The following is a 24305-nucleotide window of genomic DNA, read 5'->3' as shown; positions in this document are numbered from 1 at the left end:
AGTGATAATTAGCTAGTTTCAATTCAGTTTATTTTAAGTTATGAAGAATATTTTCTTGGCTATTTGATAGACTAAAAGAAGTAGATTATCCTCTTATTTGGATGATTTCTCCGTTTATCTTACCCTTGACGCTTTTTACATATCCATTAACCACTTTGTTCATTGGCACAGGGTTGTTTCCTGGAAACACATCTTTGTATTTTTCATAAGCGTCTTCCACCATATCAGACGAAACGACATTTACTCGCAACCCATTGTCAATCTCTAAAACGGCTGCTTTAACAAAACTGTGAATTCCTCCATTTACCATGGCAGCGCTGGTAGTCATCGCCACTGGTTCGGTTGCTAAAATTCCTGTGGTAAGCGTAATTGAGCCTTTTGGGTTTAGGTATTCTTTTCCTATTCTCACCAGGTTCACTTGCCCCATTAATTTGCTTCTTAAGCCAATGTAATAGTCTTCCTCCGTTAGCTCGTCAAAAGCGGCCCACTTTGCTTCTCCCGCAATGCAAATAATGGCGTCAAGTTTTCCGGTTTTTTCAAACATTTTTTGAATAGAATCACTATCCGCAATATCTACCTGAACATCTCCGCTATTGCGGCTTGCAATTAATACTTCGTTTTCTTTTTCAAAATGGGATACAACTTTTTTACCGATTGTTCCATTTCCTCCAATAATTAAAATTTTCATCGCTATATATTTTTAATTTGACAATAAATTTGCTTTTAACTCTCTTCTTGTAATTTATTTTCCATTCGTTCTTTAAAACTTAATTCTTCCATATTCAATTCCAGAATCTCAAGTTTTTCCAATAGCACATTGTCTTCTCCTAATAATTCTTCTATGGCTTGGCTTCCTAATTCCCATAATTTTTCCATTTCGGGTAATTCTTTTTTTGCTTTTTGTGAAAGACTGATTTGGTACTTTCTGTTGTCCTCTGGATCTTGAATTGATTTTAAATAGCCTTTCTTTTTCATCTTATTCACCAACTTAACAATAGCAGGATGGGAGAGCTGAAGCATTTCGGAAATCTCTGTGTTTGTTAAACTTTCGTGCTTTTGCAAAAGAGAAAAAACCATATGCCAATTCGGCTCTATCTCCAAACCTCTTTCTTTGTAGAATTCTTTGGTTTGATACACAAATAAATCGTTGAGCCTTTTAAGCCTTCCGGTCAACCCTGGGAACCCCATTTCTATTAAAAAATCATTTCTCATAGCAAACAATGTAATTGGTTACGCAAATATAGAAATAATAAAGTAACCAGTTACATAAAGTTTTATTAATGTTTTTTACTATCTATTTTAAGGAATAGCCGATAAGTTATTTGATGCTATAAATTGATTAAAAACAGAGTTCCGGGATTAACCGAACAATAAAGAAATCCCGGACATCAAAACTCAGATATCCGGGATTAATTTTTATGCTGTTTACTTCACAGCTTGCTTTATAGGCGTGTCACCACTCATAATTTCAAAGGTTTCCTGAGGTTTTATCGCATCTGGTAAAACTTCTACCAAAGTTTGGGCAACATCGGCTCTTGAGATATTACCGCTTTTACTCAGCTCTGCTATTCCGCCAGTTTGAATTTTTCCGGTTGCTTCTGCATTGGTCAGTGCACCAGGGTGTACGATAGAATAATCTATTCCGCTGGACTGTAAATAGGCATCGGCATTTTGCTTCGCCTTCAGATAGTCTGTGAGATCACCGCCTTGCGAAGGATCGTCGGTTCCGATAGACCCAAGCATCACAAACTTTTTAAGGCCGGATGATTTACAACCTATTTATCTCGGACATTTAGATATTGGGTTCCCATCGGGTTTTGGTGCCCATTTATTAAAAGGGGTCATATCAAAATTATCAACTTCATCCATGGATAAACCTAGTGCTTTTGCCACACCTTCACCATATTCTGGATCGGCTTTAAAGCAGTTTCTAATATGGCGAATTTGAATAAATTTTTCTGCTCCACCAACTTGAGCTGCTGTATTGTCAAACAACAATTGATCTTTTCCATCTGCTTTAATAATGCGGAACAAATTGCCTGGTTGGGTGTAATAATCCGTATCATCGTCTCTAAAATTGTGTGCATATGCGTCACCACTTAATGCTAAAGATGGTTCCTTTGCATCTGGTTGCTCTTGCCATTCGCCATAACTGTTTGGTTCATAATGTAAAGTACCTCCATGGTTGCCATCTACACGCATAGTGCCATCTCTATGGTTTGAATGATAAGGGCAGGTCGGTTTATTTACCGGAATTTGATAATGATTTACACCTAAGCGATAACGTTGGGCATCACCATACGAAAACAAGCGCCCTTGTAGCATTTTATCTGGTGAAAAGCCTATTCCAGGAACAACATTCGTTGGGTTGAAAGCGGCTTGTTCTACATCTTGAAAATAGTTTTCTGGGTTTCTGTTTAATTCAAATTCGCCAACAGGAATTAAAGGAAAGTCTTTTTTAGACCACACTTTTGTTAAATCGAAAGGATGGAAGCGGTATGTTTTTGCTTCCTCTTCGGTCATTACCTGAACAAACATCTTCCACTTCGGAAAATCTTTATTGTCAATGGCATCAAATAAATCTCTTTGCGATGACTCTCTGTCCATTCCAACTATTTTCATAGCTTCTTCATCTGTTAAGTTTTCAATGCCTTGTTGGGTAATAAAATGGAACTTTACCCAATGCCTTACATTATCGTTATTGATAAAACTATAGGTATGACTTCCAAAACCGTGCATGTGCCTGTATCCTTTCGGAATACCCCTATCACTCATAGTTATTGTAACTTGATGTAAGGATTCTGGCAATAAGGTCCAAAAATCCCAGTTGTTATTGGCACTTCGTAAATTGGTTTTTGGATCTCGTTTTACAGCGCGATTTAAGTCTGGAAACTTCATTGGGTCGCGAAAGAAAAATACTGGTGTATTATTCCCTACCAAGTCCCAGATACCTTCTTCAGTATAAAATTTTAATGCGAAGCCTCTAATATCTCTTTCAGCATCTGCTGCACCTCGTTCTCCAGCAACGGTAGAAAACCGGCTAAACATTTCTGTTTTCTTACCAACTTCACTAAAAATCTTTGCTTTGGTGTATTTTGAAATGTCATGCGTAACTGTAAAGGTTCCAAACGCACCTGAACCTTTGGCGTGCATTCGTCTTTCGGGAATTACTTCTCGATCAAAGTTTGCCATTTTCTCTAAAAACCAAGCGTCATGCATCAACATAGGCCCACGTGGTCCTGCGGTTTGTACGTTTTGGTTATCCCCCACTGGGGCTCCTGTTTGTCTTGTAAGTTTTGGTTTTTTGTTGTCCATGTTTCTTTAATTTGATTTGTGTTTCTATGACTTGTGTTGCTGTTTCTTTATTGTCTTTCTCGATTTTTTTAGGTGTTGCAAAGCATGTATTTAAAAACATTAGTGTCCGACAAAGATGTACGACCGCTTCGCTAAATAACTAACGACGTACGACTAGAACTGTAAAGTCTTGATAATTAAGTTAATTTCGTTATACATATTTTTAAAATGTTTATCCTTTATTGGAATCTCAATAGCAAGGTGTTATATTTTAATATTATTCTAAAAGCTTACTATTGTTGAAACAAGTGGTTTTTTAATTATTTTAATCGGACACTACTAATTTAAAAAGCAAATTCCAGATAAATACCACACATTATTAATCTATGCTCCCAAAGCTAACAATTTTATTTTACAGTTTTTAAATTGTTTTCGCTAAGCTCAATTTTACAAAAAGGTATGGGGGTTGCGTACTTGTCTGCCTTAGAAGATATGACCGTCAGTTTTCCTCCTTATTAGACTCATAATTAAAAGCCCGATTAGTATAATATTTGCCCAAATTGCAAACTTTTTTATTCCTTCATTTTTGTCAGTTTCGTTTGTCAGTTTTTTTGCGATTTCTACATTTTCTGATATAACGATTTCGTTTCCGGTAATTGTAAAGTCAAAATCACTTTCCTTTTCCGTAACAATATTTAGGTATTCAATTTCGTTATTCTCGTTTTTTGCTACTATCCAAAATATAGAATGATCATTATCAAACCAAAAATCTGATGTTTCATTTGGTTTAAGTTCGGTGTCATAATGCACAAAGTTTCCTTTTCCGCTCCATTCGTTATCCCAAAAGGTGATTGTATAAATTTTTAAGTTTTTTTCCGTTAAATTTTCAGTCCGAACATTAACTGGAGTGGACGCTCCAAATGCATTATCAAACAGGCTATTTAATCCAAGAACCAAAAGACCAATTAAAATTCCTGCAATTACGAGTACTTTGAAACCGCAATTGCATTCTTTTTCTACAAAATACTTAATCAATAAGATTACAAATAGAAGTAAGGCTGAATATAATAATAGCGGCATTATTTTTTAAATTGGTGTCAACCTGTTACGTATATAATAAGTCCTAAGCAAAAAGATGATAACTTTTCCATCATAAAACAAATCAAATAATTAGGCGACATTGGAAATATTGTTCACCAAAGTTATTATTTGAAAAATTGGAATTCAATCTTCTTGGGCATAAAATGTATCCCTATAAATTTAGTTTTTGCTTTAATTTGATGTTCTACCGCTGGTGGTACAACAAAGGCATCACCTTCTTTTAGAAGTTTGTCTTCCCCATGTATTTTCAAGATGCACTCTCCTTCTTGTATAAATAGTATTGACTCCATATTTGCAAGGTGTTTAGGCAATAAGTCGCCTGCACTCGCTTGCATTTGTTTAGCAACCAAGTTGGTACCCGAAGTAAGCAATTTTACATTAGGTTTTGTCACTTTTTCCATTTTAAAAGATTTTTTAGTTTAACAACTTTATTAATATTTGTGTTCAGTTATAATACGGTTTTTCTTAACTGCCGTACCACATGTAAGAATATAAGCATTCTACTTCAAAAATACCAAACGCTTTTATTAAACTACGCCCCTCCAAAACCAACAAACGATTGCTACAATTTTTAAAAGACTACGCTAAAATCAGTTTTAAAAATTATGGGCTTGTGCAACGGTTACCAGTGTTGGCATCTGGCCCGTTCACAGGTTGTCGAGTTTGCTGCAAACTTTGTTTATATGGTCGATTCCGTATAAAAGCTCAGATTCGTTAATGTTCATCCACTGAAAAAGTTGAAGTATCGTTACATAGTGCTGCCTTGCGTAGGTTGAATCTTTTTTCGATTCGGAAGGTTTGAAGCAGATCGGTTCATGGTGGGCGATCCGGTTTCTGAATTTATTGATTTTTGCAAGTTGGTTGAACACATAATTTTGGTTATACTGTATTGTCGCGCTACTTTTTGGTTTGGAAGGAAATATACCCAGTAAAATCCTGCCCGTTGCGTTATACTGTCGTTGTGCAAATAGGTATCTCCAAAATCCGAATCCCAGTAGCAAATAAAAAATTACACTTAAAAGGACATCCCTTTAGAACGTGGTTTTTTATTTTACTCTTTCAGAAAACATTTCCTTTTTAAATTGAAAGTTGATATTTGGAATTTGATCCAGATAGCTATCGCAATTTCCTTTAGTATTTCGTAAATTCGTTGCTTGAAATGAAATACACATAAATTTAAGTAATGAGCAAATACGACGTTATAGTTTTAGGAAGCGGACCGGGTGGATATGTTACTGCCATTAGAGCTTCGCAGTTAGGTTTAAAAACCGCCATTGTTGAAAAAGAGAACCTTGGAGGAGTTTGTTTAAACTGGGGGTGCATTCCCACAAAAGCACTTTTAAAAAGCGCGCAAGTCTTTAACTATCTAAAACATGCAGACAGTTACGGCCTTACCATAAAAGAATTTGACAAGGACTTTGGAAAAGTAGTTGAGCGAAGCCGTGGTGTTGCGGAAGGCATGAGTAAAGGTGTTCAGTTTTTAATGAAGAAGAATAAAATTGACGTAATCAATGGCTTCGGAAAATTGAAAACCGGCAAAAAAGTTGATGTTGACGGAAAGGAATATTCAGCAGACCACATAGTTATTGCTACCGGCGCACGATCTCGCGAATTGCCAAACCTAAAACAGGATGGCAAAAAAGTGATTGGTTATCGCGAAGCAATGACCTTAAAAAAGCAGCCTAAAAGCATGATTATTGTTGGTAGTGGTGCTATTGGCTCTGAGTTTGCCCATTTCTATAATGCCATGGGAACTGAGGTTACTATTGTGGAGTTTTTGCCAAACCTTGTTCCGGTGGAAGACGAAGACGTATCAAAACAATTTGAGCGGTCTCTTAAAAAATCAGGAATTAAAGTGATGACCAACTCCTCAGTTGAAAAACTGGATACTTCAGGGAAATTGGTTAAAGCTACCGTAAAAACCAAGAAGGGAGAGGAAACACTAGAAGCTGAAATTGTTCTTTCTGCCGTTGGCATTACTTCCAATCTTGAAAACATTGGTTTAGAAGATGTTGGTATTGTTACCGATAAAGGAAAAATAATGGTAAATGATTTTTATCAAACCAATATTCCAGGATACTATGCCATTGGTGATGTTGTTCCTGGTCCTGCCCTAGCCCACGTTGCTTCTGCAGAAGGGATTACCTGTGTAGAAAAAATTGCTGGTCTTAACGCAGAGCCCATTGATTATGGAAACATTCCAGGGTGTACTTATGCTAGCCCAGAGATTGCAAGTGTTGGTATGACCGAAAAACAAGCCAAGGAAGCCGGTTACGAGCTGAAAGTTGGGAAATTCCCTTTTTCTGCAAGTGGAAAGGCGAGCGCATCTGGCGAAAAAGATGGTTTTGTAAAAGTGATTTTCGATGCCAAATACGGCGAATGGTTAGGTTGCCATATGATTGGTGCTGGAGTTACCGATATGATTGCCGAAGCCGTCTTGGGAAGAAAACTTGAAACCACAGGCCACGAAGTGCTTAAAGCTATCCACCCCCACCCTACTATGAGTGAGGCCGTGATGGAAGCCGTTGCAGATGCTTATGGCGAAGTGATACATTTATAGATGTGAGATGTGAGATGTGAGATGTGAGATGTGAGATGTGAGAAAAATAAAAAAAGCCGCAACAATTGCGGCTTTTTTTATGGATAGGTTTTAGCTTCTATCTCGCTTTAAGGATTAAGGGACTAAGCTCTGCAATGCCAATTCATAGCTCTGCAAACCGAAACCTATAATTACGCCTTTTGCATTGGGTGAGATATAACTTTTATGCCTAAAATCTTCCCTAGAAAATGTATTTGAAATATGCACTTCTATTACCGGTGTAGCTATTGCTTTTACGGCATCAGCAATACCAACAGAAGTATGTGTATAGGCCGCTGCGTTAAGTATTATTGCTTCATAGGCGTTTCCGGCCTCTTGAATCTTGTCTATTAGTTCACCTTCAATATTAGATTGAAACTGGTCCAATTCCACAGCTGGATACTTTTTTTGCAGTTTTTCAAAAAAAGCGTTGAAAGTTTCGTTTCCGTAGATATTATTTTCGCGGTTACCGAGTAGGTTAAGGTTGGGGCCGTTGATGATAATTATTTTCATTTTATAAAGATAGAAATTAATTGCAGCAAAACTTCGCTTTCAATAGAATTCCAGAATTAGTACATTTTTAATAAGCCACCTAAGTCACGAATGACTAACATTAAAAAGGATGTGCGGCTCATCTGTTTTTCTAAATCTCACAAATATATTGAAGCTAATTCGAAAAATCCCCAAGCTATTCTAGTTCAAACAAAAAGCAGGAGCGAATTGCCCCTGCTAAAATAATCAATAATTAAAAAAAATAGTTAGAACGAATACCCGGCCGAAACCTGGAATACGTTACTTTGATTGCTGAAATTAGATTCATTATCATCATTTACATCTAACAAACCTTTATTATATCGAAGACTAAAGAAAACCCCCATATTCAATCTATAAGTGGCCCCTACCGCAATAGCAGCGTCAAAACTTTTAAATGCCTCTTTAATATCTTCATCATCTGATTTCGCACTAACCAGAACCCCAAAAGATGGCCCTAATTCTGCACTTAAACCTTCAATGATATAATATTTTGCTAAAACAGGAACACGGATATAATCTAATTTTAAATCTGCGTTACCCAGTGTGCCTAAACTCCAATCAGATCCTTCAGAAGAGTATAGTATTTCTGGTTGTAGCGCAAAATTTCCAGACAAGGGAATTTCGGCTAAACCACCAATATGAAAACTAGTTCTGGAGCCCAAAGATCCAACTCCATAACTGTCACCTCCAAGTGAAGCGACGTTAAGCCCCAACTTGGCACCTAAACGAATTTCTTGAGATTGTGAAGTGGTAAATGTAAGCGTTGCTACTGCAATAAAAAGTAATAATTTCTTCATAATGCTGAAAAATTTAAGTTAATTGACAATATAGTCATTTTAAAAATACTAAAAATTTTACAATATTAAGTTTTATCTCTTTTTATTATAAAATTGAACTCTGACAATTATCGTTTTTTTTAATTGACCTCTTGTCTATATTTTAATACAAACATATTTACCTATGCAGGAACAAACAACCCATAATTAGTATTCAGCAGCTTTGGTTTAGAATTTGGCAATGAATTATAACTGATAAATTCTCTTTTATGTTTCCCGCTTCCCTAAAACCGAGTTAGGTAAAAAAGATGGAAATAGAAATGGCAGAGAAACACCCTGCCAATCAGATTTAAAAATCATTACAATTCCATTCACAATAAGTACTTGGATCAATTTTAAAGCGCTAAACTTAATCAAGCTATCAGGAAACAAGTCTTGCATCTTTCAGCCCAGTGCCGGTTGCTGCGCTTGCCAAATTATCTTACACCCTAGTTGAAAAATACTAATAAAAGATAGTAGTATTACTTTAAAAAGAATATCCTGCAGAAAGCTGGATTACATTATTTTTTTGTGAAAACGAATCAACCTGAGAACTCCCAATATATTCAATATCTTCTGATATATCAGTAAGGCCAAGAATATATCGCGCACTAAAAAAGACACCATTATTTAACCGATAACCAGCTCCAATACCGAAACCAACATCCAAAGTTTTATAAAATTCCTTGGCGTCATTTTCAAAAGATACCGCTTCTCCTTCTCCAGGGCCACCCAATTCAATAGCCTCCCCTTTTGCCTTTGCCGAAACCAAAACACCAAACTGAGGCCCAGCTTCAATACTTAAACCATCAATTAAATAATATTTCGCCATAATTGGAACATTTATATAATTGAGTGTGAGTGTAGATTCATATTTGGTTCCAAATCCCCCGTACGGAATATCGTTGTAATCTTCGCTTGCACCTTGTGAGGAATACATAATTTCTGGTTGTACGGCAAATTTTTCATTTATAGGTATTTCTACCACGGCACCTAGATGAAACCCCGTGAGCATATCATAATCACCAGTATCGTCACCTCCAATGGAAGCAAAGTTAACACCAGCTTTAGCGCCAATACGCACTTCTTGAGATTGAGCCGTTGAAATGGCAAATGTAAACCCCACAGCAAAAAGTAATAATTTTTTCATAGTTATAAATTCTTTGGTTAATTAAACACCAAATAAACAACTATTCTAAGCTCCTTCCTACATAAAATTGCATTTAAATTATTGTGTTAATTGCAAAAGCCATCCTAACAGAACGGCTTTTATATCAAGGTAGTATTAAGCAAGACACTATATTAAAAGGAGTACCCAGCTGATAATTGAAATACATTATTATGATTATTTAAATCAGATCCATCAACATCATTAAGGTTAGGAAGCACCTACGGCTATTTCATAGAAATATCTTTTTTGTTAAGCATCCAATAGAACTACATATAACTTAAACGATATAGACCTTTTTTTATTTTAAGGAAAAAGAACCGCTATTTAGCAAAACAGAAAGGTATTCCTGAAATATATTTCATTAAAAAAGCCACCTAAGGAAGGCGGCTTCGACTATTTTTATATGTAAAAGCCTTCTTACAAAAATGAAAATCCTGCAGTTATGGTTACATATTTAAGGCGTCCATTCGCTTTTAAATCGCCAGTAACATCGGTAAAACCCAAATGGTAGCGAGCATCTAGACGAATACCATACGGCAAGTCATAGCCCACACCAAATACCCCTGAAAGGTCCGATTGGGTAGCCTCAGTCGATATATCCTCATCGCCTATAGTCGCTTTAAGTTCAGAATCTAGCAAATACCCATACTGCGGACCTATTTGAATATTGAAACCTTCTTCAGCCACTAAGTAATACTTAAAAACCACCGGAACGGTTATATAGTTAAGGTCAAAATTTGCTCCTGCCCTATTTATTTCAGCTCCCAGCTCAGAAAACAGTATATCTGCTTGAACTCCAAACTTGTCTGAAAAAGTTATTCCCGCGAAAACGCCTGCCTGGAGCCCCTTTTTATACTTTAGGTTTAATGACGGCAAATTTCTTATGTTAGAAAAGTTAATACCTCCCTTAACACCAAGATCAATATTTAATCCTTGTGAAAAAGATGTGGTTCCTATAAACATAATAAATACTGCAAGAATCAATTTTTTCATAACAGTTGGGTTTTCGGTTTTAGTTTAGCCGCAAATATAAGTTAATCTAAATTTTAAAATGGACTTACTTTTTATTTCCTTGCTTAATTGCAGTAAATTTAGAGAAATACCGAGCAAAACTCAATTTTTGGCATTAAAAAAGCCACTCAAAATGAGCGGCTTTTCTATAATTTTCTTTAGAATGGGAACTTATAAAAAGGAATATCCTAATGCCAGCGAGAATACGCTGTTCTTTCCATCTACGCCATCAACCTTTGAAACGTCTGTCAATCCAAAATTATAGCGGGCATCCAGACGAATACCAAAAGGAAAATCATACCCAGCACCAACAACTCCAGAAAGATCAAACTCTTCCGCCTTTGCATCAGTGTAAACATCGCCTAGATCAACAGATATTTTGTCGTCAACAATAAATCCGAATTGAGGTCCAGCCTGAATATTCAATCCTTTAAAAAGATAATATTTAAGTACTACAGGTACATTTATATAGGTAAGATCAAAATCTCCAAGTTTAAAATCAGCTCCTTGTTGTGAATACAGTAAATCTGCTTGTACACCTACCTTATCTGTAAACTTTATTCCTGCGAAAAGACCAGCTTGAAACCCTGTTTTATTCGAAAGGTTACTTGCATCTGAAATATTCGCAAAGTTGGCTCCAGCTTTTACTCCAAGATCAATACCCTGTGAAAAAGCAGTTGTTCCCATAAAGATTGCGACTATCGCTACGATTAATTTTTTCATAATAATATTTCTTGTTTATCAATTAAACGCAAAGATACCGCAATTGTTACGCCTTAGATAAGATTTAGTTTTTTGTTAACTATTGTGTTATGCCGATTAAACTTTTCATTATAAATTTGACTGTTCTACAAACAAAGTGGTATTATAGCACTATGAATTGGAAGCAAAGCTTAAAAGACTATCAAAATTATCTACGTTTGGAACGTGGCCTTTCAGAAAATTCTATTATCAATTACTCCCTAGATATAAAAAAACTGACAAAATGGTTAGCAACCAACAATATAAAGACCACGCCCATTGCAATTTCTGAGGAAAGCTTACAGCAATTTATTTATGATGTATCACATAATGTAAATCCACGCACCCAAAGCCGCCTGATTTCGGGGCTTAAAGGCTTTTTTAATTATCTAGTTTTTGAAGACTACCGAAAAACAAACCCCTTAGAATTAATTGAAGCTCCAAAAACAGGTCGGAAATTACCAGATACACTCGCCGTTAAAGAAATTGATAAACTTATTGCGGCTATCGACCTTAGCTCGCAACAAGGCGAACGCAACCGTGCTATTCTTGAAACGCTTTATGGCTGTGGCCTACGAGTTTCAGAGCTAACAGCGCTTAGAATTTCAGATCTTTATTTTGACGAAGGCTTTATCAAGGTTACGGGGAAGGGAGACAAGCAACGTCTGGTTCCCATTGGGCCCATTACCGAAAAGTACATTACAATTTATAGAAATGAAGTTCGCATACATCAAAAAATAGATCCGCAGGCAAAAGACACGCTTTTTCTAAACCGCCGCGGAAAACCGCTTACCCGAGCCATGATTTTTACTATTGTTAAACGACTGGCAAAAAGCGCTGGAATCCAAAAGAATATCAGTCCGCACACCTTTAGGCACTCCTTTGCCACACATCTTCTGGAAAACGGAGCCGATCTACGTGCCATTCAACAAATGCTTGGGCATGAAAGTATTACCACCACCGAAATTTATACTCATTTAGACAGAAAACATTTAACCGAAGTCATAAATCGGTACCATCCAAGAAAATAAAATTTGCTGACATTCTCGAGAAAGAATCATCCATCTAGGCAGCGATTCATCCAAACCTAAAACCCCGCTTCCTTGGTTAAATAAAACCTAAACTTTACTAAATGCTTTAATCTAGTCCTACTGTTTTGTAATTTCAAATTAGAAATATATAAACTAAAATACGATATAATGAAAACATTAAAATTCCAAAACGGAGATACAATGCACTCCATAGGCTTAGGTACTTGGAAAGCTTCTGGAAACGAATTAAAAAAGGCTGTAAAAGACGCCATTTATGCAGGATACCGCCATATTGATACCGCAAAAAACTACGGAAATGAAGAAGTTATCGGCGAAGCCCTGGCTGAAATTTTTGCAGAAGGCGAACTTTTTAGGGAAGATCTCTTTATAACCTCCAAACTTTGGAATGACGCCCACGCCGAGGGTCAAGTAATCCCAGCGCTACAAGATTCATTAAAGAAGTTGAAGCTCGATTATTTAGACCTTTATCTTATTCATTGGCCAGTTGCGTTTAGAAATGGAATTGATTTTCCAAAAAAACCAGACGACTATTTAACTCCTGATGAAGCACCGATAATCGATACTTGGAAGCAAATGGAAAAAGCCAAAACCGATGGCTTAACCAGACATATTGGGGTTTCTAATTTTAGTAAAAAGAAATTAGAAGATCTAATCTCAAAAGCTAGTTCTAAACCTGAGATGAACCAGATTGAACTTCACCCCTTATTGCAACAAGACGATTTAATAGCCTATTGCAAAAGTGAAGATATTCTCGTAACAGCATATTCTCCCTTGGGGTCTGGTGATAGGATCAAAGCTATGAAAGCCGAAGACGAACCTAATATGTTTGAAATTGATGTTTTAAAAGAGATTGCAAGAGACAGAAGTGCCATTGTTCCGCAAGTGCTTATTGCATGGCACAATCATAGAGGCTGCGCCGCCATACCAAAATCTACCACCAAAGATCACATTATCGCAAACTTTAAAGCGGCAGATGTAACCTTGACGGACGACGATATGAAAAAGATAGCCACACTTGATCGTCACTTTAGATACATAAACGGCAAGTTCTTTGAAGAGCCCTCTAAAGGATATAAGAACCTTTATGATGAATAAGCTTCTATTTGGCGAAGTTTCACTATAAACCATTAAAAAAGCTCCAGATTGGAGCTTTTTTAATTTGAAACATTTTCGTTCTCTCGTGGTAGGTTAGGCAGTTTACTTCGCAATATTAACCGCTCTTGTTTCACGGATTACGGTAACTTTTACTTGCCCCGGATAAGTCATATCTGTTTGAATTTTTTGCGAAATTTCAAAAGAAAGCTGAGCTGCCTTTTCATCATTCACTTTTTCACTTTCAACCATTACCCGTAGTTCACGCCCCGCTTGAATTGCATAGGCCTTATTAACGCCATTAAACCCAAAGGCAATAGCCTCTAAGTCCTTCAAACGCTGAATGTATGAGTCTAACACTTGACGTCTTGCTCCAGGTCTTGCTCCGCTAATAGCATCACAAACCTGAACGATTGGCGCAAGTAAATTTGTCATTTCAATTTCGTCGTGGTGAGCACCAATTGCATTACACACTTCTGGTTTTTCGCCATATTTCTCTGCCCATTGCATTCCTAAAAGCGCGTGAGGCATTTCGGTTTCAGTTTCAGGTACCTTCCCAATATCGTGAAGCAATCCTGCACGTTTAGCCAGTTTAGCATTTAACCCGAGTTCCGCAGCCATTACCCCGCATAGTCTTGCAACTTCGCGTGAATGATGCAACAGGTTTTGGCCGTAAGAAGAACGATACTTCATACGTCCCACAGCTTTAATTAGCTCTGGATGTAATCCATGAATCCCCAAATCAATAACGGTTCTTTTACCAACTTCAATAATTTCTTCCTCTATTTGCTTGCTGGTTTTTTGTACAACTTCTTCAATTCGCGCGGGGTGAATTCGTCCGTCGGTTACTAGTTTATGCAGCGACAAACGTGCAATTTCACGCCTAACGGAATCAAAACAGGAAAGAATAATTGCCTCTGGAGTGTCGTCAACAATAATTTCAACGCCGGTTGCAGCTTCAATAGCCCGGATATTTCGCCCTTCACGACCAATAATCCGTCCTTTTACGTCATCGCTTTCAAGGTTAAAAACTGAGACGCAATTTTCCACCGCTTCTTCGGTACCAATACGTTGAATGGTATTGATAATAATCTTTTTAGCCTCTTGCTGGGCCGTCATTTTGGCCTCTTCAACCGAATGTTGTACAAAGGCCATTGCCTGCGTTTTAGCTTCATCTTTAAGGCTTTCTATAAGTTGCGACTTGGCATCTTCGGCAGACAGACTGCTTATTACCTCCAGTTGCTCAACTTGGCTACGATGCAGTTTTTCAACTTCAGTTTGCTTTTTGTCTAGCATGCCCAATCTTTCATCAAAATCTGTTTGTTTAGACTCCAATTCGGCAGAAAGTCGCTTTGTTTTTGCCAATTCGCTGGATACCTTAGACTCTTTATCGCGGGTTCTTTTTTCAGCATCAGAAATCTTTTTGTCACGATTAAGTATTACTTTTTCATGCTCGGCTTTCAGCTCTAAAAACTTTTCCTTGGCCTGAAGTATCTTATCTTTTTTAATGGTTTCAGCTTCAGTTTTGGCCTCTTTCAGTATTGACGCTGCACTTTTTTTTGCTCTTGCTATCATTTTGGATGCATTGTTGCGCTCCATAATTCTTGCAATAAAAAAGCCAATGGCAATACCAACGATGGCACTAACTACAATAGGTATTATAATGTCCATTTTTTTCGTTGAATTATGTATAAAAAAAAAGCCTACACCAATATATTTGTTTTGCGTAAACTCCTTAAAAATAAAGTTTAGGGCTAACAAGCTGGTCAAGAATCCGTCATCTCGATTAGTATCGAGTACGGCCCGCTTTAACAGCTTCAACTCACCCTTTTTAAAGAATTCGTGTTGAGTTTACCAAAAAATTAATATTAATGTAGGCAGTAACCTTATTTAATTTAAAGAACGTTACGATAACTCTTCCTGCAATAAACGGTCTAAAGCCTTAAGCTTTTCCTCCGTTTCCTGCGTATTGCTAGAGGTATCTATTTGTTTTTGCTCTACCTGAGCGGCAAACTGAAGGGCACTCATAGCCAGTACATCTTGTTTGTCGCGGACGGCGTAACTTTGCTCGAACTTTTTAATCATTTCTTCTATCTTCTTAGACGCTAACCGTAGTCCTTCTTCCTGCGAAGGGTTTATGGTCAAGGGATAAACCCTGTCTGCTATCGATATTTTTATTTTTAATGGTTCGGCCATTGTTAGTATCTATTCGGAAAGATTGGTTATACAATGATCAATCTCCCGAATGAGCGCATTTATCTTGAGTTTAGTTTCTCGTTTATGTTGGTTGCTGCCAAGTATTGAATTTGCCAGCTTTAATGATTCACATTTATCAGACCAAGCTTTAATTTCGTGGTCTAGTTTTGACTGCTTTCGGTTTAAAACGGCCACTTCTTCTTCCAATGCTGCATTGGTCATTTTCAATTTCTCATGCCTCTTCAGCAGTTCGCCAATTCTATTTTCAAGAGAATCAACTATTTCAGAAAGATTACTCATTAAAATCTGTGTTCAATACTTACAACACAAAGTTAGCATACCAACCCTAATACACCAACAGTTTTTCAATATTTTTTGAAGTAATAAAAAATAGCACAATAAATTTGCGGTTCCTCCCCTTTAATTGGAACGTATTCTTAATTTTGCGAAATGAAGAAATTTGTATCCATACTCCTGTTTATAAGTGGGCTCGCGTATAGTCAAGACGATCTTCCCACAGATTATTTTTCAAACCCAATGGAAATTGACTTAATATTGTCTGGAAGTTTTGGAGAGCTGCGATCAAATCACTTCCACAGCGGCCTGGATATTAAAACAAAACAACGGGTAGGTCAACCCATATTTGCCCCTGCCGATGGCTATGTAAGCCGAATAAACGTTGGGCATTTTGGCTACGGAAAAGCACTTTACATTTTACACCCAAACGGATACACCACTGTTTACGGCCATTTGCGAAGCTATGCCGGCGATATTGAAAAATACGTAAAAGACCGTCAGTATCAAAAAGAGACCTACGAAATAAAACTTTTCCCCGAAAAAACACACCTTCCTATTAAAAAAGGCGACCTAATTGCGTATTCCGGAAACTCAGGCGGCAGCGGTGGACCCCATTTACATTATGAAATTCGCGATGCAGCACAGCGGCCCATGAACCCACTTTTGTTTGGAATAGACGTGCCAGACTCCAAAACACCTATTGTCAGCGCTGTATTTGCATACCCTATTGGGGAAGATGCCCATGTAAACCAAGATCAAAACCGAATTAAACTACGCCTTATAAAGCAACGAGACGGCAATTACAAAACTGAAGATATAAAAGCGTATGGCAAAATTGGCTTTGGAGTAACAACCTATGACCAGTGGGATGGTGCTTCAAATAAAAACGGTAGTTATAAAATTGAAACCCGGTTTAACGGTTCGGAAAAATTTGAAGTGCAGTTTAATAAATTCTCTTTTTCTGAAACCCGATACTTAAACCGTTATTTAGATTATGAATACTGGGAAACCAATAAAAGCAGGGTCCAAAAACTATTTAGAGAGCAAAATAATCCGTTGAGCGTTATCACAAAAACGGATGATAACGGATATGTAACCATAAAAGATAGTTTACATTCAATATATTCCATAGCCGTTTCAGATTTTAAAGGCAACAGAAGGTTTATTTCCATACCAATTGAAGGTTCAAAATCGGAAATTCTAACTCCTAGAAATATACAGAAAACAGAAGATTTTATTTATGCAGACCACTCCAATTCAATAACCAAAGGCAAGTTTAGCATCTTTATTCCAACAAATAGCCTTTATGAAAACACCTATCTAGACATTAAAAACGAAGGCGACACCTTGATTTTTCATGAAGATATAATCCCAATTCACACGAATATTACCATTACCGCCGATGTTTCGGCATATAGTGAAGTAGATAGAGACAAACTGTACTTAGGAAGGTTAAACTACAAAGGGCTCCCCTATTACAGCACTACAAGACGGGTTGGCGACAAGCTAACAACCAAAACAAGAACTTTTGGCACTTATGTCATTGCTTCAGATACAATTCCGCCAGAAATTAAACCCATTAATTTTTCAGAAGGAAAATGGATTAGCAACGAAAACTACCTCAAATTAAAGATAACCGATGACCTTAGCGGAATAAGTGCTTACAGGGCGACGATAAACGGAAAATTCATTCTGATGGAATATGATTACAAAAAAGACGTTCTAACTTATAATTTTAATGATAATGTCAATTTGGATTCTGAAAATAATTTGAAAGTTATTGTTACGGATAATGTTGGAAATAGTACTACATTTGAAGCAAAATTTTTCAGAAAACATACCTAAGTCTTGCTTTTGAAAACAACTAAACTATCGCTTACGCTCCTTTTATTTCTTTTCGCAACCGTTGTGTTTGCTCAAAAATCTGTTATAAAGGGAATCATACTTGACGAAAACGACATCCCTGTTGCAGGGGCAAACGTATTGTACAATAACGCTGGAACAATTTCCGACTTTAACGGTTTTTACCTACTGGAAATTCCTTCAGACCAAGATGTTACCATAACATTTTCGCATGTTAGCCATAAAAAAGTGCAAGTTACCGTAAACCTTTCGCCAAACGAAGATTATGAGTTAAACCCCGTTATGAATACTACTATTGAGCAAATAAGCGAAGTGGTGATCTCGGGGCGTGAAAACAAACGGGTAGAAGGCGTTACCACAATTGCCCCCGAAGTGATTCGGAAAATGGTAGGTGCAAATGCCGGGGTTGAAAACCTGCTAAAATCGCTTCCCGGAGTTAGCGGAAACGACGAATTGAGCACCCAATACGCAGTTAGAGGTGGAAACTACGATGAAAACCTGGTGTATGTTAACGAAATTGAAGTCTATCGTCCATTTCTTGTGCGAAGTGGGCAACAAGAAGGGCTTAGCTTTGTAAATAGCGACCTTACCAGCAATGTAGATTTTTCGGCTGGAGGGTTTCAAGCAAAATATGGCGACAAACTTTCGTCGGTCTTGGATATTACCTACCGCCGTCCGGTAAATTTTGGCGCAACAATAGATGCAAGCCTCTTAGGGGCGAGTGGCTCTGTAGAAGGCGTTTCAAAAAACGGACGCTTTTCCGGCATTTTAGGAATTCGTTACCGAGACAACAGTCTTTTAGTAGATGCCAAACAGACAGAAACCAATTACGAGCCTAAGTTTGGGGATGTGCAAACCTACCTAACCTATAAATTTAGCAATGAATTTGAACTTAGTTTCTTAGGAAATATCTCAATAAACGACTACAAATATAAACCCTTAATTAGGCAAACAAACTTTGGTACCATCACCGACCCTATGGCCTTACTGGTTTTTTATGAAGGGCAGGAAGAAGATAAATACAACACCTATTTTGGCGCTCTTAAATCTACTTGGGTAGTTTCAGACAATTACACCGCTAAACTTATCGGTTCTCTTTATCATACTACGGAGCAAGAATATTACGACATTCTCGCTGAGTACCGTTTAGGCGAAGTAAATACTGAAATTGGAGGTGAAGATCTAGGTGAAGTTGAATATACCCGCGGCATTGGAGGCCAACTCACCCACGCCAGAAACGATTTGGACGCATTGATTCTTAACATAGAACACAAAGGAAATCTTTCCATTGAAGAAAATAACTTTGAGTACGGGATAAAATACACTCGGGAAGATATTAGAGACCGCGTGCAGGAGTATGAAATAATTGACTCGGCTGGGTTTTCCATCCGTCCGCCCATATTCCCACCGAACGGCCAGCCGTATCAACCCAACACATCACCAATAGAGCCCTACACCGATGTTCGTGCACAAAACGACACTCAAATAAACCGTTTTTCGGGTTACGCACAATGGAGCAGAAAAACAAACCTTGGCAACAGTGAACTTTGGCTAAACGCGGGAGTACGTGGCCATAATTGGACCGTAAGCGGAAAAAACACAAAGACTTATACGCAAACCGTTTTTAGTCCGCGTGCGCAAGTAGCTTTAAAACCCGACTGGGAAATGGATATGCTCTTTCGTCTTTCAGGAGGTATTTATCACCAACCGCCTTTTTATAGAGAGTTACGAGATTCAACCGGAACCGTTCGCCCTAGTGTAAAAGCACAGAGTTCCGTTCATATCGTATTCGGAAACGATTACAGCTTTAAAATGTGGGATCGCGCCTTTAGACTGAACTCAGAACTCTATTACAAGCACCTTACCAACGTAAATCCATACACGTTAGAAAACGTTCGCATTCGTTACCGCGCAAACAACAATGCCGTTGCCTACGCTTACGGCCTGGATTTACGCTTAGCTGGTGAGTTTGTTCCCGGCACGGAAAGCTGGTTGAGCTTCGGCTATTTAAAGACTGAGGAAAACATCAATGACAGAGGCTATATTTTTCGCCCTACAGACCAACGCTTAAAGTTCGGGATGTTATTCCAGGATTATATAAAAGTAATCCCCTCTATGAAAATGTATCTAAACCTAACCTATAACACCGGACTTCCCGGCGGATCACCTAGTTATGCCGATCCTTATAAGTACCAAACGCGGCTTCCAGATTACAAGCGAGCCGATATTGGGATGAGTTATGTAATTGTAGATGACACCAAACTAAGGGATAGTGGCTGGCTAAAACCTTTTAAAGAATTGAGCATTGGCGCAGAGATTTTCAACATTTTTGATGTACAAAACTCAATTACCAATACGTTTGTAAGAGACGTTTACACCAAAGTGCAATACGCCATCCCCAACTACCTAACACCAAGAGTGTTTAATGTACGCGTTACTGCTAAATTTTAATTTCAAGCTTAGGGCTTTAGAGAGAGCGGTAAAAACAAAATACAGAAAATCCGATTATCTTTTCCCTGACCCATAAGGGAATAATCGGATTTTCTCCATTTAGACCAGCTTGAAGCCTTGTGTTTTTAAATAAAATCATTAGTGTCCGACAAAGATGTACGACCGCTTCACTCGATGACTAACGACATACGACTATAATTGTAAGAGCTTGATAATTAGGTTAATTTCATTATACATATTTTAAAATGTTTATCCTTGATTAGAATCTCAAAAGCAAGGGGTTATTTTTTAATAATACTCTAAAAGCTTACTATTGTTGAAACAAGTGGTTTTTTAATTATTTTAATCAGACACGACTAAAATAAAATATTGAAATCTACACTAGAATAAACTAGAGCTAAAAATAAAAACCAATTTCCAAAATACACAGTCAATAAACAACCCTCGATTTCGTTCCGATAGCTATCGGAATCGTTTTCATTTTCATTCCGAATGGAATCGATTTCGATTTCAGTTTCGATTTCGGTTTCAACCCCCCACACACTCCTTCCCTATATATCAATGTCTAAACAAAAAAACGAATCTTCCTTCAAGGGAAGGTGACAGTTGACGGAAAGGGTTAAGACTCCTGGGGTCAAGATTAAAAGAACCGGACTCCACGATTACTACCCCTCCCCCTTAACGTTTCTTTTAAATTTGGATCAAAATATTTCTGTATCTTGAAAATCAACAAAGTTCTTTTAGCAATTAAAAGCCAATTTCAACAATAATTCTAACAGAATAAAAAACAACACCATGAAAATGAAAGCAATACAGATTGATACCTACGGCGATGAAAACGTTTTAAACTACACCGATGTTGCACGCCCCGAACCTAAACCCGATGAAATTTTGGTAAAAGTACTTGCGGCGGCCGTAAACCCAGTAGATTGGAAGATCCGTGATGGAAAAGGAAAAAAGTTCGGTATGAAACTACCCTTGATTCTGGGAGCAGATTTTGCGGGTACAGTGGAAGAAACGGGAAAAGACATTAAAAAAATTAAAGAAGAAGATGCCATTTACGGCAAGATCCTAACAGACTGCTATGCCGAGTATGTAATTGTAAAGGAAAATGAGTTGGGCAGAAAACCCAAAAACCTCAACTTTAAAGAAGCTGCTTCTGTCCCCATGGGGGCGCTAACGGCCTGGCAAGCAATTTTTGACACTGCCGGATTAAAGAACGGACAAAAAATCCTTATACACGGGGCATCTGGTAGCGTTGGCTCTATGGCGGTACAGTTGGCAAAAGCAAAAGGCGCCTACGTTATCGGTTCGGCGTCTGGTACCAATGAGGCCTTTGTAAAAGAAATGGGAGCCGATGAATTTATAGATTACACCACTACAGATTTTAAAAAAGTGGTCAGGAATATGGATGTAGTTTTTGACCCTATTGGCGGCGACACCCATAAAAATTCATACCAAGTGCTAAAAGAAGGTGGATTTCTCGTCTCATTAGTGCAAGGAGGCTCTGAGGAGCTGATGGAAAAATATAAAGTCCAGGCCAAAGTAATGGCTTCCCACCCAGACCCCAAACAGCTGGAGGAGATTACTGAACTTATAGAGGCTGGAAAAGTTGTCACCAATGTAGAAAAGGTACTCCCACTTTCCGAAGCAAAAGAGGCTCAAATACTAAGCAAGGAGCGCAAAACTACTGGAAAAATCATCCTACTACCCTAATTCCCCAAATGACAAAAACGGGAATGGGAATTAGTGATTCGGAATTAGTGATTCGGGATTCGGGATTCGTGATTCGGGATTCGAGGTTTAAGGTTTAAAAAATACAGTCAATAAATAACCAAAGATTTCGTTTTCATTTCATCTAACTCTCAATAAATTCCTTTAAAACATCAATCACGTAATCGATATCCGATTTCTTGTTAAACGTAGAAAAGCTAAACCGAATAGACGGCTTTTTAAGGTCTTCCTCAGAAAGTATGGCGTTGAGAACATGCGATCCGCCTTCGCTCCCACTTTGGCAAGCACTACCTTTGGAACAGGCTATCCCTTTTAAATCTAATTGAAACAAAAGCAACATAGCTTTTTCGGCTGAAATCGGCAGGCATACATTCAATAAAGTATAGGTGCTTTTTTCGTTATCATCACAACTACCATTGAATTTTACCCCTGGAATATTTTCTAAAAGTTGTTCTTTAAAGTAATTTTTTAATTCAACTATATATTCTCGTTCTTTTTCCAGTTTTTGATAGGAAATTTTTAAGGCTTCCGCCATTCCTGCAATTGCATAAACCGCTTCAGTTCCGGCGCGCATGCCTCGCTCCTGCTCCCCGCCTTGAATCAAAGGCTTTAAGGGATGGTTTTTTCTTATAAATGCAAAGCCAGCCCCTTTTGGGCCGTGAAACTTATGAGCTGCCGCTGCCGCAAAATCTATCGGAATTTCTGCAAAATCCAACTCATAATGCCCTACAGATTGTACCGTATCACTATGGAAAAGTGCATCGTTTGCCTTACACAAGTCTGCCGTTCGTTTTAAGTCTAGAACATTTCCAACTTCATTATTTACATGCATCAAACTCACCAAGGTTTTTTGCGATTTATCTGCCAATAGTTCTTCCAAGTGGTCATAATCTATATGTCCGCAGTGGTCTAGCCCTACAAAATCCAATTGAATATCGTATTCTTTTTGAAGCCATTCTACCGTATGCAAAACGGCATGATGTTCTATCTTGCTAGAAATAATACGTTTTACACCAAGATCCCGAACCGCACTTACAAGAATTAAATTATCCGCTTCCGTTCCGCCCGAAGTAAATATTATTTCACTTGCTGATACGTTTAGGAATTTAGCAATTTCCTTTCTTGAGTTTTCAAGCAATGATTTAGATGATCTACCGTAAGAATGTGTAGATGAAGGGTTTCCGTATTCAGTTTTTAACACTTCGGTTATACAGTGTACTACTTCATTGCGTAGCTGCGTGGTGGCCGCATTGTCAAAATATACTTTTTTCATGTGTAGGTTTTAATATTGTAATTGGGCGTTTAGGTACTTAATTTCAGTGTTTTTCCGCTTTTTAATGCATTCGCAAAAATACATATTAAAACAGTTTTGCCCATCTTTCAGTTAAAAAGAAATGCGTTACTTTGTACTGGTGAAAATATTGCCAGAATCAACTTGGTGATAAAACTCGCTATCCGAATAACAAAAACAAATATGAAAAGATTTCTTGCCCTCTTTTTATTCGCTACACTCTTTTTTCAAAGTTGTGACGACGGCGATATTATAGTAACTACGTTTAATTTTGACGATGCTCCACTAAAAGAATGTGGTACAGTTGGAAACTATGTTTTCTATAAATTAAACCCCGATGCAAAGGAAAGTTTGTCGTTAAAACTGGCTGTTACGGACAGTTTATATAAAGAAGAAGGAATAGCGGAATACGCCCTAAACGGCACTTCTTTTTTTATGAATTACCGAAACTACGACGCTCCTTTAGGAACCGATTATTTCTGCAGCAGCATTCCGCCAACTACCCCAGCGGTTACAGTAGATTATCTAGCCCAATCTGGCGATGTATTTGTTACCACCACTTTTATTTATGACGATAACGACGGTGTTCCGGAAGAATTTGAAGCAGATGGCGATACTGATGGCGATGGCATTCCAGATATTTATGACGCTGATGACGATGGCGATAATGTACCTACCATTCGCGAGTTAAACAACGAAGACGATGACGACGACCCCACTACAAACCCAAAAGATACCGATGGCGATGGCATCCCAGACTTTCTAGATAATGACGATGACGATGATGGTGTTTTAACCCGAAAAGAAGATAAAAACATGAATCTAGACCCCACGGACGATAAAACTGAACCCACCGTTGGAGCAGATTATTTAAACAGTGCCATTTCAGACACCTACGAAGTAAACCAATATCGCTTACATGAATATACCATCAAAAAAAACGTACAGATTACGGTTAAAGATTTGGTGCTTATTAGTGGCGATGAACAGATAATCATTGAATCTCTGGATATGGGCACCATTGAAAGCGTAGAAGTGATCAATAAGGAAGTTACACCGGAGCTTTAAGAGGAATTAAGACGAA

Annotated in this window: 22 protein-coding genes and 1 other RNA gene; 7 read left to right on the top strand and 16 right to left on the bottom strand. The window is 37.8% G+C overall.

Annotation, left to right across the window (positions count from 1 at the left end):
* Window positions 1-85 precede the first annotated feature (85 nt).
* The 6 genes from QPK98_RS03945 to QPK98_RS03920 form a co-directional block, all read right to left on the bottom strand.
* Window positions 86-688 carry a short chain dehydrogenase gene (locus tag QPK98_RS03945; RefSeq protein WP_310991709.1) on the bottom strand — a complete coding sequence of 201 codons (603 nt, stop codon included), beginning with the start codon at window positions 686-688 and terminating at the stop codon, window positions 86-88.
* Between the two features lie 35 nt (window positions 689-723).
* Window positions 724-1212 carry a MarR family winged helix-turn-helix transcriptional regulator gene (locus QPK98_RS03940; protein ID WP_310991708.1) on the bottom strand — a complete coding sequence of 163 codons (489 nt, stop codon included), beginning with the start codon at window positions 1210-1212 and terminating at the stop codon, window positions 724-726.
* A gap of 213 nt (window positions 1213-1425) precedes the next feature.
* Window positions 1426-1779 carry an SDR family oxidoreductase gene (locus QPK98_RS03935; protein ID WP_310991743.1) on the bottom strand — a complete coding sequence of 118 codons (354 nt, stop codon included), beginning with the start codon at window positions 1777-1779 and terminating at the stop codon, window positions 1426-1428.
* Complete coding sequence (locus QPK98_RS03930) at window positions 1780-3315, bottom strand: catalase (RefSeq protein ID WP_310991707.1); 1536 nt, start codon at window positions 3313-3315, stop codon at window positions 1780-1782.
* 462 nt (window positions 3316-3777) lie between these two features.
* Complete coding sequence (locus QPK98_RS03925) at window positions 3778-4374, bottom strand: hypothetical protein (RefSeq protein WP_310991706.1); 597 nt, start codon at window positions 4372-4374, stop codon at window positions 3778-3780.
* A gap of 125 nt (window positions 4375-4499) precedes the next feature.
* Entirely contained in the window at window positions 4500-4796 is a 297-nt protein-coding gene (locus QPK98_RS03920; RefSeq protein WP_310991704.1) for a cupin domain-containing protein, read from the bottom strand.
* 782 nt (window positions 4797-5578) lie between these two features.
* Here QPK98_RS03920 and lpdA point away from each other — a divergent pair.
* Complete coding sequence (gene lpdA / locus QPK98_RS03915; RefSeq protein WP_310991703.1) at window positions 5579-6955, top strand: dihydrolipoyl dehydrogenase; 1377 nt, start codon at window positions 5579-5581, stop codon at window positions 6953-6955.
* A 114-nt stretch (window positions 6956-7069) separates the two neighbouring features.
* Here lpdA and aroQ read toward each other — a convergent pair whose 3' ends face one another.
* The 5 genes from aroQ to QPK98_RS03890 all read right to left on the bottom strand — a co-directional run bounded on the left by aroQ (window position 7070) and on the right by QPK98_RS03890 (window position 11227).
* A complete protein-coding gene (aroQ, locus tag QPK98_RS03910) occupies window positions 7070-7486 on the bottom strand; it encodes a type II 3-dehydroquinate dehydratase (RefSeq protein ID WP_310991702.1) in 417 nt (138 codons plus the stop codon).
* A gap of 245 nt (window positions 7487-7731) precedes the next feature.
* Complete coding sequence (locus tag QPK98_RS03905; protein WP_310991701.1) at window positions 7732-8304, bottom strand: porin family protein; 573 nt, start codon at window positions 8302-8304, stop codon at window positions 7732-7734.
* Window positions 8305-8809: 505 nt separating this feature from the next.
* Complete coding sequence (locus tag QPK98_RS03900) at window positions 8810-9472, bottom strand: porin family protein (RefSeq protein ID WP_310991700.1); 663 nt, start codon at window positions 9470-9472, stop codon at window positions 8810-8812.
* Window positions 9473-9910: 438 nt separating this feature from the next.
* Entirely contained in the window at window positions 9911-10486 is a 576-nt protein-coding gene (locus QPK98_RS03895) for a porin family protein (RefSeq protein WP_310991699.1), read from the bottom strand.
* A gap of 189 nt (window positions 10487-10675) precedes the next feature.
* Window positions 10676-11227, bottom strand: a complete 552-nt coding sequence (locus QPK98_RS03890; RefSeq protein ID WP_310991698.1) for a porin family protein — start codon at window positions 11225-11227, stop codon at window positions 10676-10678.
* A 152-nt stretch (window positions 11228-11379) separates the two neighbouring features.
* Here QPK98_RS03890 and xerD point away from each other — a divergent pair, with 152 nt between their 5' ends.
* Together xerD and QPK98_RS03880 are read left to right on the top strand one after the other, a co-directional pair.
* Entirely contained in the window at window positions 11380-12276 is an 897-nt protein-coding gene (gene xerD, locus QPK98_RS03885; RefSeq protein WP_310991697.1) for a site-specific tyrosine recombinase XerD, read from the top strand.
* A gap of 168 nt (window positions 12277-12444) precedes the next feature.
* Window positions 12445-13392: an aldo/keto reductase gene (locus QPK98_RS03880; RefSeq protein WP_310991696.1), complete on the top strand. Its 948-nt coding sequence runs from the start codon at window positions 12445-12447 to the stop codon at window positions 13390-13392.
* 102 nt (window positions 13393-13494) lie between these two features.
* Here the strand turns inward: QPK98_RS03880 and rny are convergent, their stop codons facing one another.
* From rny to QPK98_RS03860, 4 genes are all read right to left on the bottom strand, one after another.
* The gene (rny, locus tag QPK98_RS03875; protein WP_310991695.1) at window positions 13495-15060 is read right to left on the bottom strand and encodes a ribonuclease Y; all 1566 of its coding nucleotides are present in this window, start codon (window positions 15058-15060) and stop codon (window positions 13495-13497) included.
* Between the two features lie 57 nt (window positions 15061-15117).
* Window positions 15118-15240, bottom strand: a non-coding RNA gene (gene ssrS, locus QPK98_RS03870) — 6S RNA.
* Window positions 15241-15294: 54 nt separating this feature from the next.
* Window positions 15295-15585, bottom strand: coding sequence for a cell division protein ZapA (locus QPK98_RS03865; RefSeq protein ID WP_310991694.1), 291 nt, complete (start codon window positions 15583-15585; stop codon window positions 15295-15297).
* Window positions 15586-15594: 9 nt separating this feature from the next.
* Window positions 15595-15885 (bottom strand): coiled-coil domain-containing protein, encoded by a 291-nt coding sequence (locus tag QPK98_RS03860; RefSeq protein WP_310991693.1) that lies wholly within the window; start codon window positions 15883-15885, stop codon window positions 15595-15597.
* 150 nt (window positions 15886-16035) lie between these two features.
* Between QPK98_RS03860 and QPK98_RS03855 the strand changes: the two genes are divergently transcribed.
* From QPK98_RS03855 to QPK98_RS03845, 3 genes are all read left to right on the top strand, one after another.
* Window positions 16036-17727: a M23 family metallopeptidase gene (locus QPK98_RS03855; protein ID WP_310991692.1), complete on the top strand. Its 1692-nt coding sequence runs from the start codon at window positions 16036-16038 to the stop codon at window positions 17725-17727.
* Window positions 17728-17736: 9 nt separating this feature from the next.
* Window positions 17737-20196 carry a TonB-dependent receptor gene (locus QPK98_RS03850; protein ID WP_310991691.1) on the top strand — a complete coding sequence of 820 codons (2460 nt, stop codon included), beginning with the start codon at window positions 17737-17739 and terminating at the stop codon, window positions 20194-20196.
* A 795-nt stretch (window positions 20197-20991) separates the two neighbouring features.
* A complete protein-coding gene (locus QPK98_RS03845; protein WP_310991690.1) occupies window positions 20992-21912 on the top strand; it encodes an NADP-dependent oxidoreductase in 921 nt (306 codons plus the stop codon).
* A 142-nt stretch (window positions 21913-22054) separates the two neighbouring features.
* Here QPK98_RS03845 and QPK98_RS03840 read toward each other — a convergent pair whose 3' ends face one another.
* The gene (locus QPK98_RS03840) at window positions 22055-23203 is read right to left on the bottom strand and encodes a cysteine desulfurase family protein (RefSeq protein ID WP_310991689.1); all 1149 of its coding nucleotides are present in this window, start codon (window positions 23201-23203) and stop codon (window positions 22055-22057) included.
* A gap of 201 nt (window positions 23204-23404) precedes the next feature.
* Between QPK98_RS03840 and QPK98_RS03835 the strand changes: the two genes are divergently transcribed.
* The gene (locus tag QPK98_RS03835) at window positions 23405-24289 is read left to right on the top strand and encodes a hypothetical protein (RefSeq protein ID WP_310991688.1); all 885 of its coding nucleotides are present in this window, start codon (window positions 23405-23407) and stop codon (window positions 24287-24289) included.
* Window positions 24290-24305 lie beyond the last annotated feature (16 nt).

The organism is Aequorivita marina (assembly GCF_031631895.2).
GTDB classification, from domain to species: domain Bacteria; phylum Bacteroidota; class Bacteroidia; order Flavobacteriales; family Flavobacteriaceae; genus Aequorivita; species Aequorivita marina.
The sequence above is the reverse complement of the archived record's forward strand: the minus strand, read 5'-3'. Positions and strand labels throughout refer to the sequence as shown.

What these genes read in the sequence shown, in the direction of transcription:
- QPK98_RS03845 (WP_310991690.1), top strand. Translation starts at nt 20,992, where the DNA reads ATGAAAATGAAAGCAATACAGATTGATACCTACGGCGATGAAAACGTT.
- QPK98_RS03880 (WP_310991696.1), top strand. Translation starts at nt 12,445, where the DNA reads ATGAAAACATTAAAATTCCAAAACGGAGATACAATGCACTCCATAGGC.
- QPK98_RS03865 (WP_310991694.1), bottom strand. Translation starts at nt 15,585, where the DNA reads ATGGCCGAACCATTAAAAATAAAAATATCGATAGCAGACAGGGTTTAT.
- QPK98_RS03945 (WP_310991709.1), bottom strand. Translation starts at nt 688, where the DNA reads ATGAAAATTTTAATTATTGGAGGAAATGGAACAATCGGTAAAAAAGTT.
- aroQ (WP_310991702.1), bottom strand. Translation starts at nt 7,486, where the DNA reads ATGAAAATAATTATCATCAACGGCCCCAACCTTAACCTACTCGGTAAC.
- QPK98_RS03840 (WP_310991689.1), bottom strand. Translation starts at nt 23,203, where the DNA reads ATGAAAAAAGTATATTTTGACAATGCGGCCACCACGCAGCTACGCAAT.
- QPK98_RS03835 (WP_310991688.1), top strand. Translation starts at nt 23,405, where the DNA reads ATGAAAAGATTTCTTGCCCTCTTTTTATTCGCTACACTCTTTTTTCAA.
- QPK98_RS03930 (WP_310991707.1), bottom strand. Translation starts at nt 3,315, where the DNA reads ATGGACAACAAAAAACCAAAACTTACAAGACAAACAGGAGCCCCAGTG.
- QPK98_RS03925 (WP_310991706.1), bottom strand. Translation starts at nt 4,374, where the DNA reads ATGCCGCTATTATTATATTCAGCCTTACTTCTATTTGTAATCTTATTG.
- QPK98_RS03890 (WP_310991698.1), bottom strand. Translation starts at nt 11,227, where the DNA reads ATGAAAAAATTAATCGTAGCGATAGTCGCAATCTTTATGGGAACAACT.
- QPK98_RS03895 (WP_310991699.1), bottom strand. Translation starts at nt 10,486, where the DNA reads ATGAAAAAATTGATTCTTGCAGTATTTATTATGTTTATAGGAACCACA.
- rny (WP_310991695.1), bottom strand. Translation starts at nt 15,060, where the DNA reads ATGGACATTATAATACCTATTGTAGTTAGTGCCATCGTTGGTATTGCC.
- QPK98_RS03900 (WP_310991700.1), bottom strand. Translation starts at nt 9,472, where the DNA reads ATGAAAAAATTATTACTTTTTGCTGTGGGGTTTACATTTGCCATTTCA.
- QPK98_RS03920 (WP_310991704.1), bottom strand. Translation starts at nt 4,796, where the DNA reads ATGGAAAAAGTGACAAAACCTAATGTAAAATTGCTTACTTCGGGTACC.
- QPK98_RS03905 (WP_310991701.1), bottom strand. Translation starts at nt 8,304, where the DNA reads ATGAAGAAATTATTACTTTTTATTGCAGTAGCAACGCTTACATTTACC.
- lpdA (WP_310991703.1), top strand. Translation starts at nt 5,579, where the DNA reads ATGAGCAAATACGACGTTATAGTTTTAGGAAGCGGACCGGGTGGATAT.
- xerD (WP_310991697.1), top strand. Translation starts at nt 11,380, where the DNA reads ATGAATTGGAAGCAAAGCTTAAAAGACTATCAAAATTATCTACGTTTG.
- QPK98_RS03940 (WP_310991708.1), bottom strand. Translation starts at nt 1,212, where the DNA reads ATGAGAAATGATTTTTTAATAGAAATGGGGTTCCCAGGGTTGACCGGA.
- QPK98_RS03860 (WP_310991693.1), bottom strand. Translation starts at nt 15,885, where the DNA reads ATGAGTAATCTTTCTGAAATAGTTGATTCTCTTGAAAATAGAATTGGC.
- QPK98_RS03855 (WP_310991692.1), top strand. Translation starts at nt 16,036, where the DNA reads ATGAAGAAATTTGTATCCATACTCCTGTTTATAAGTGGGCTCGCGTAT.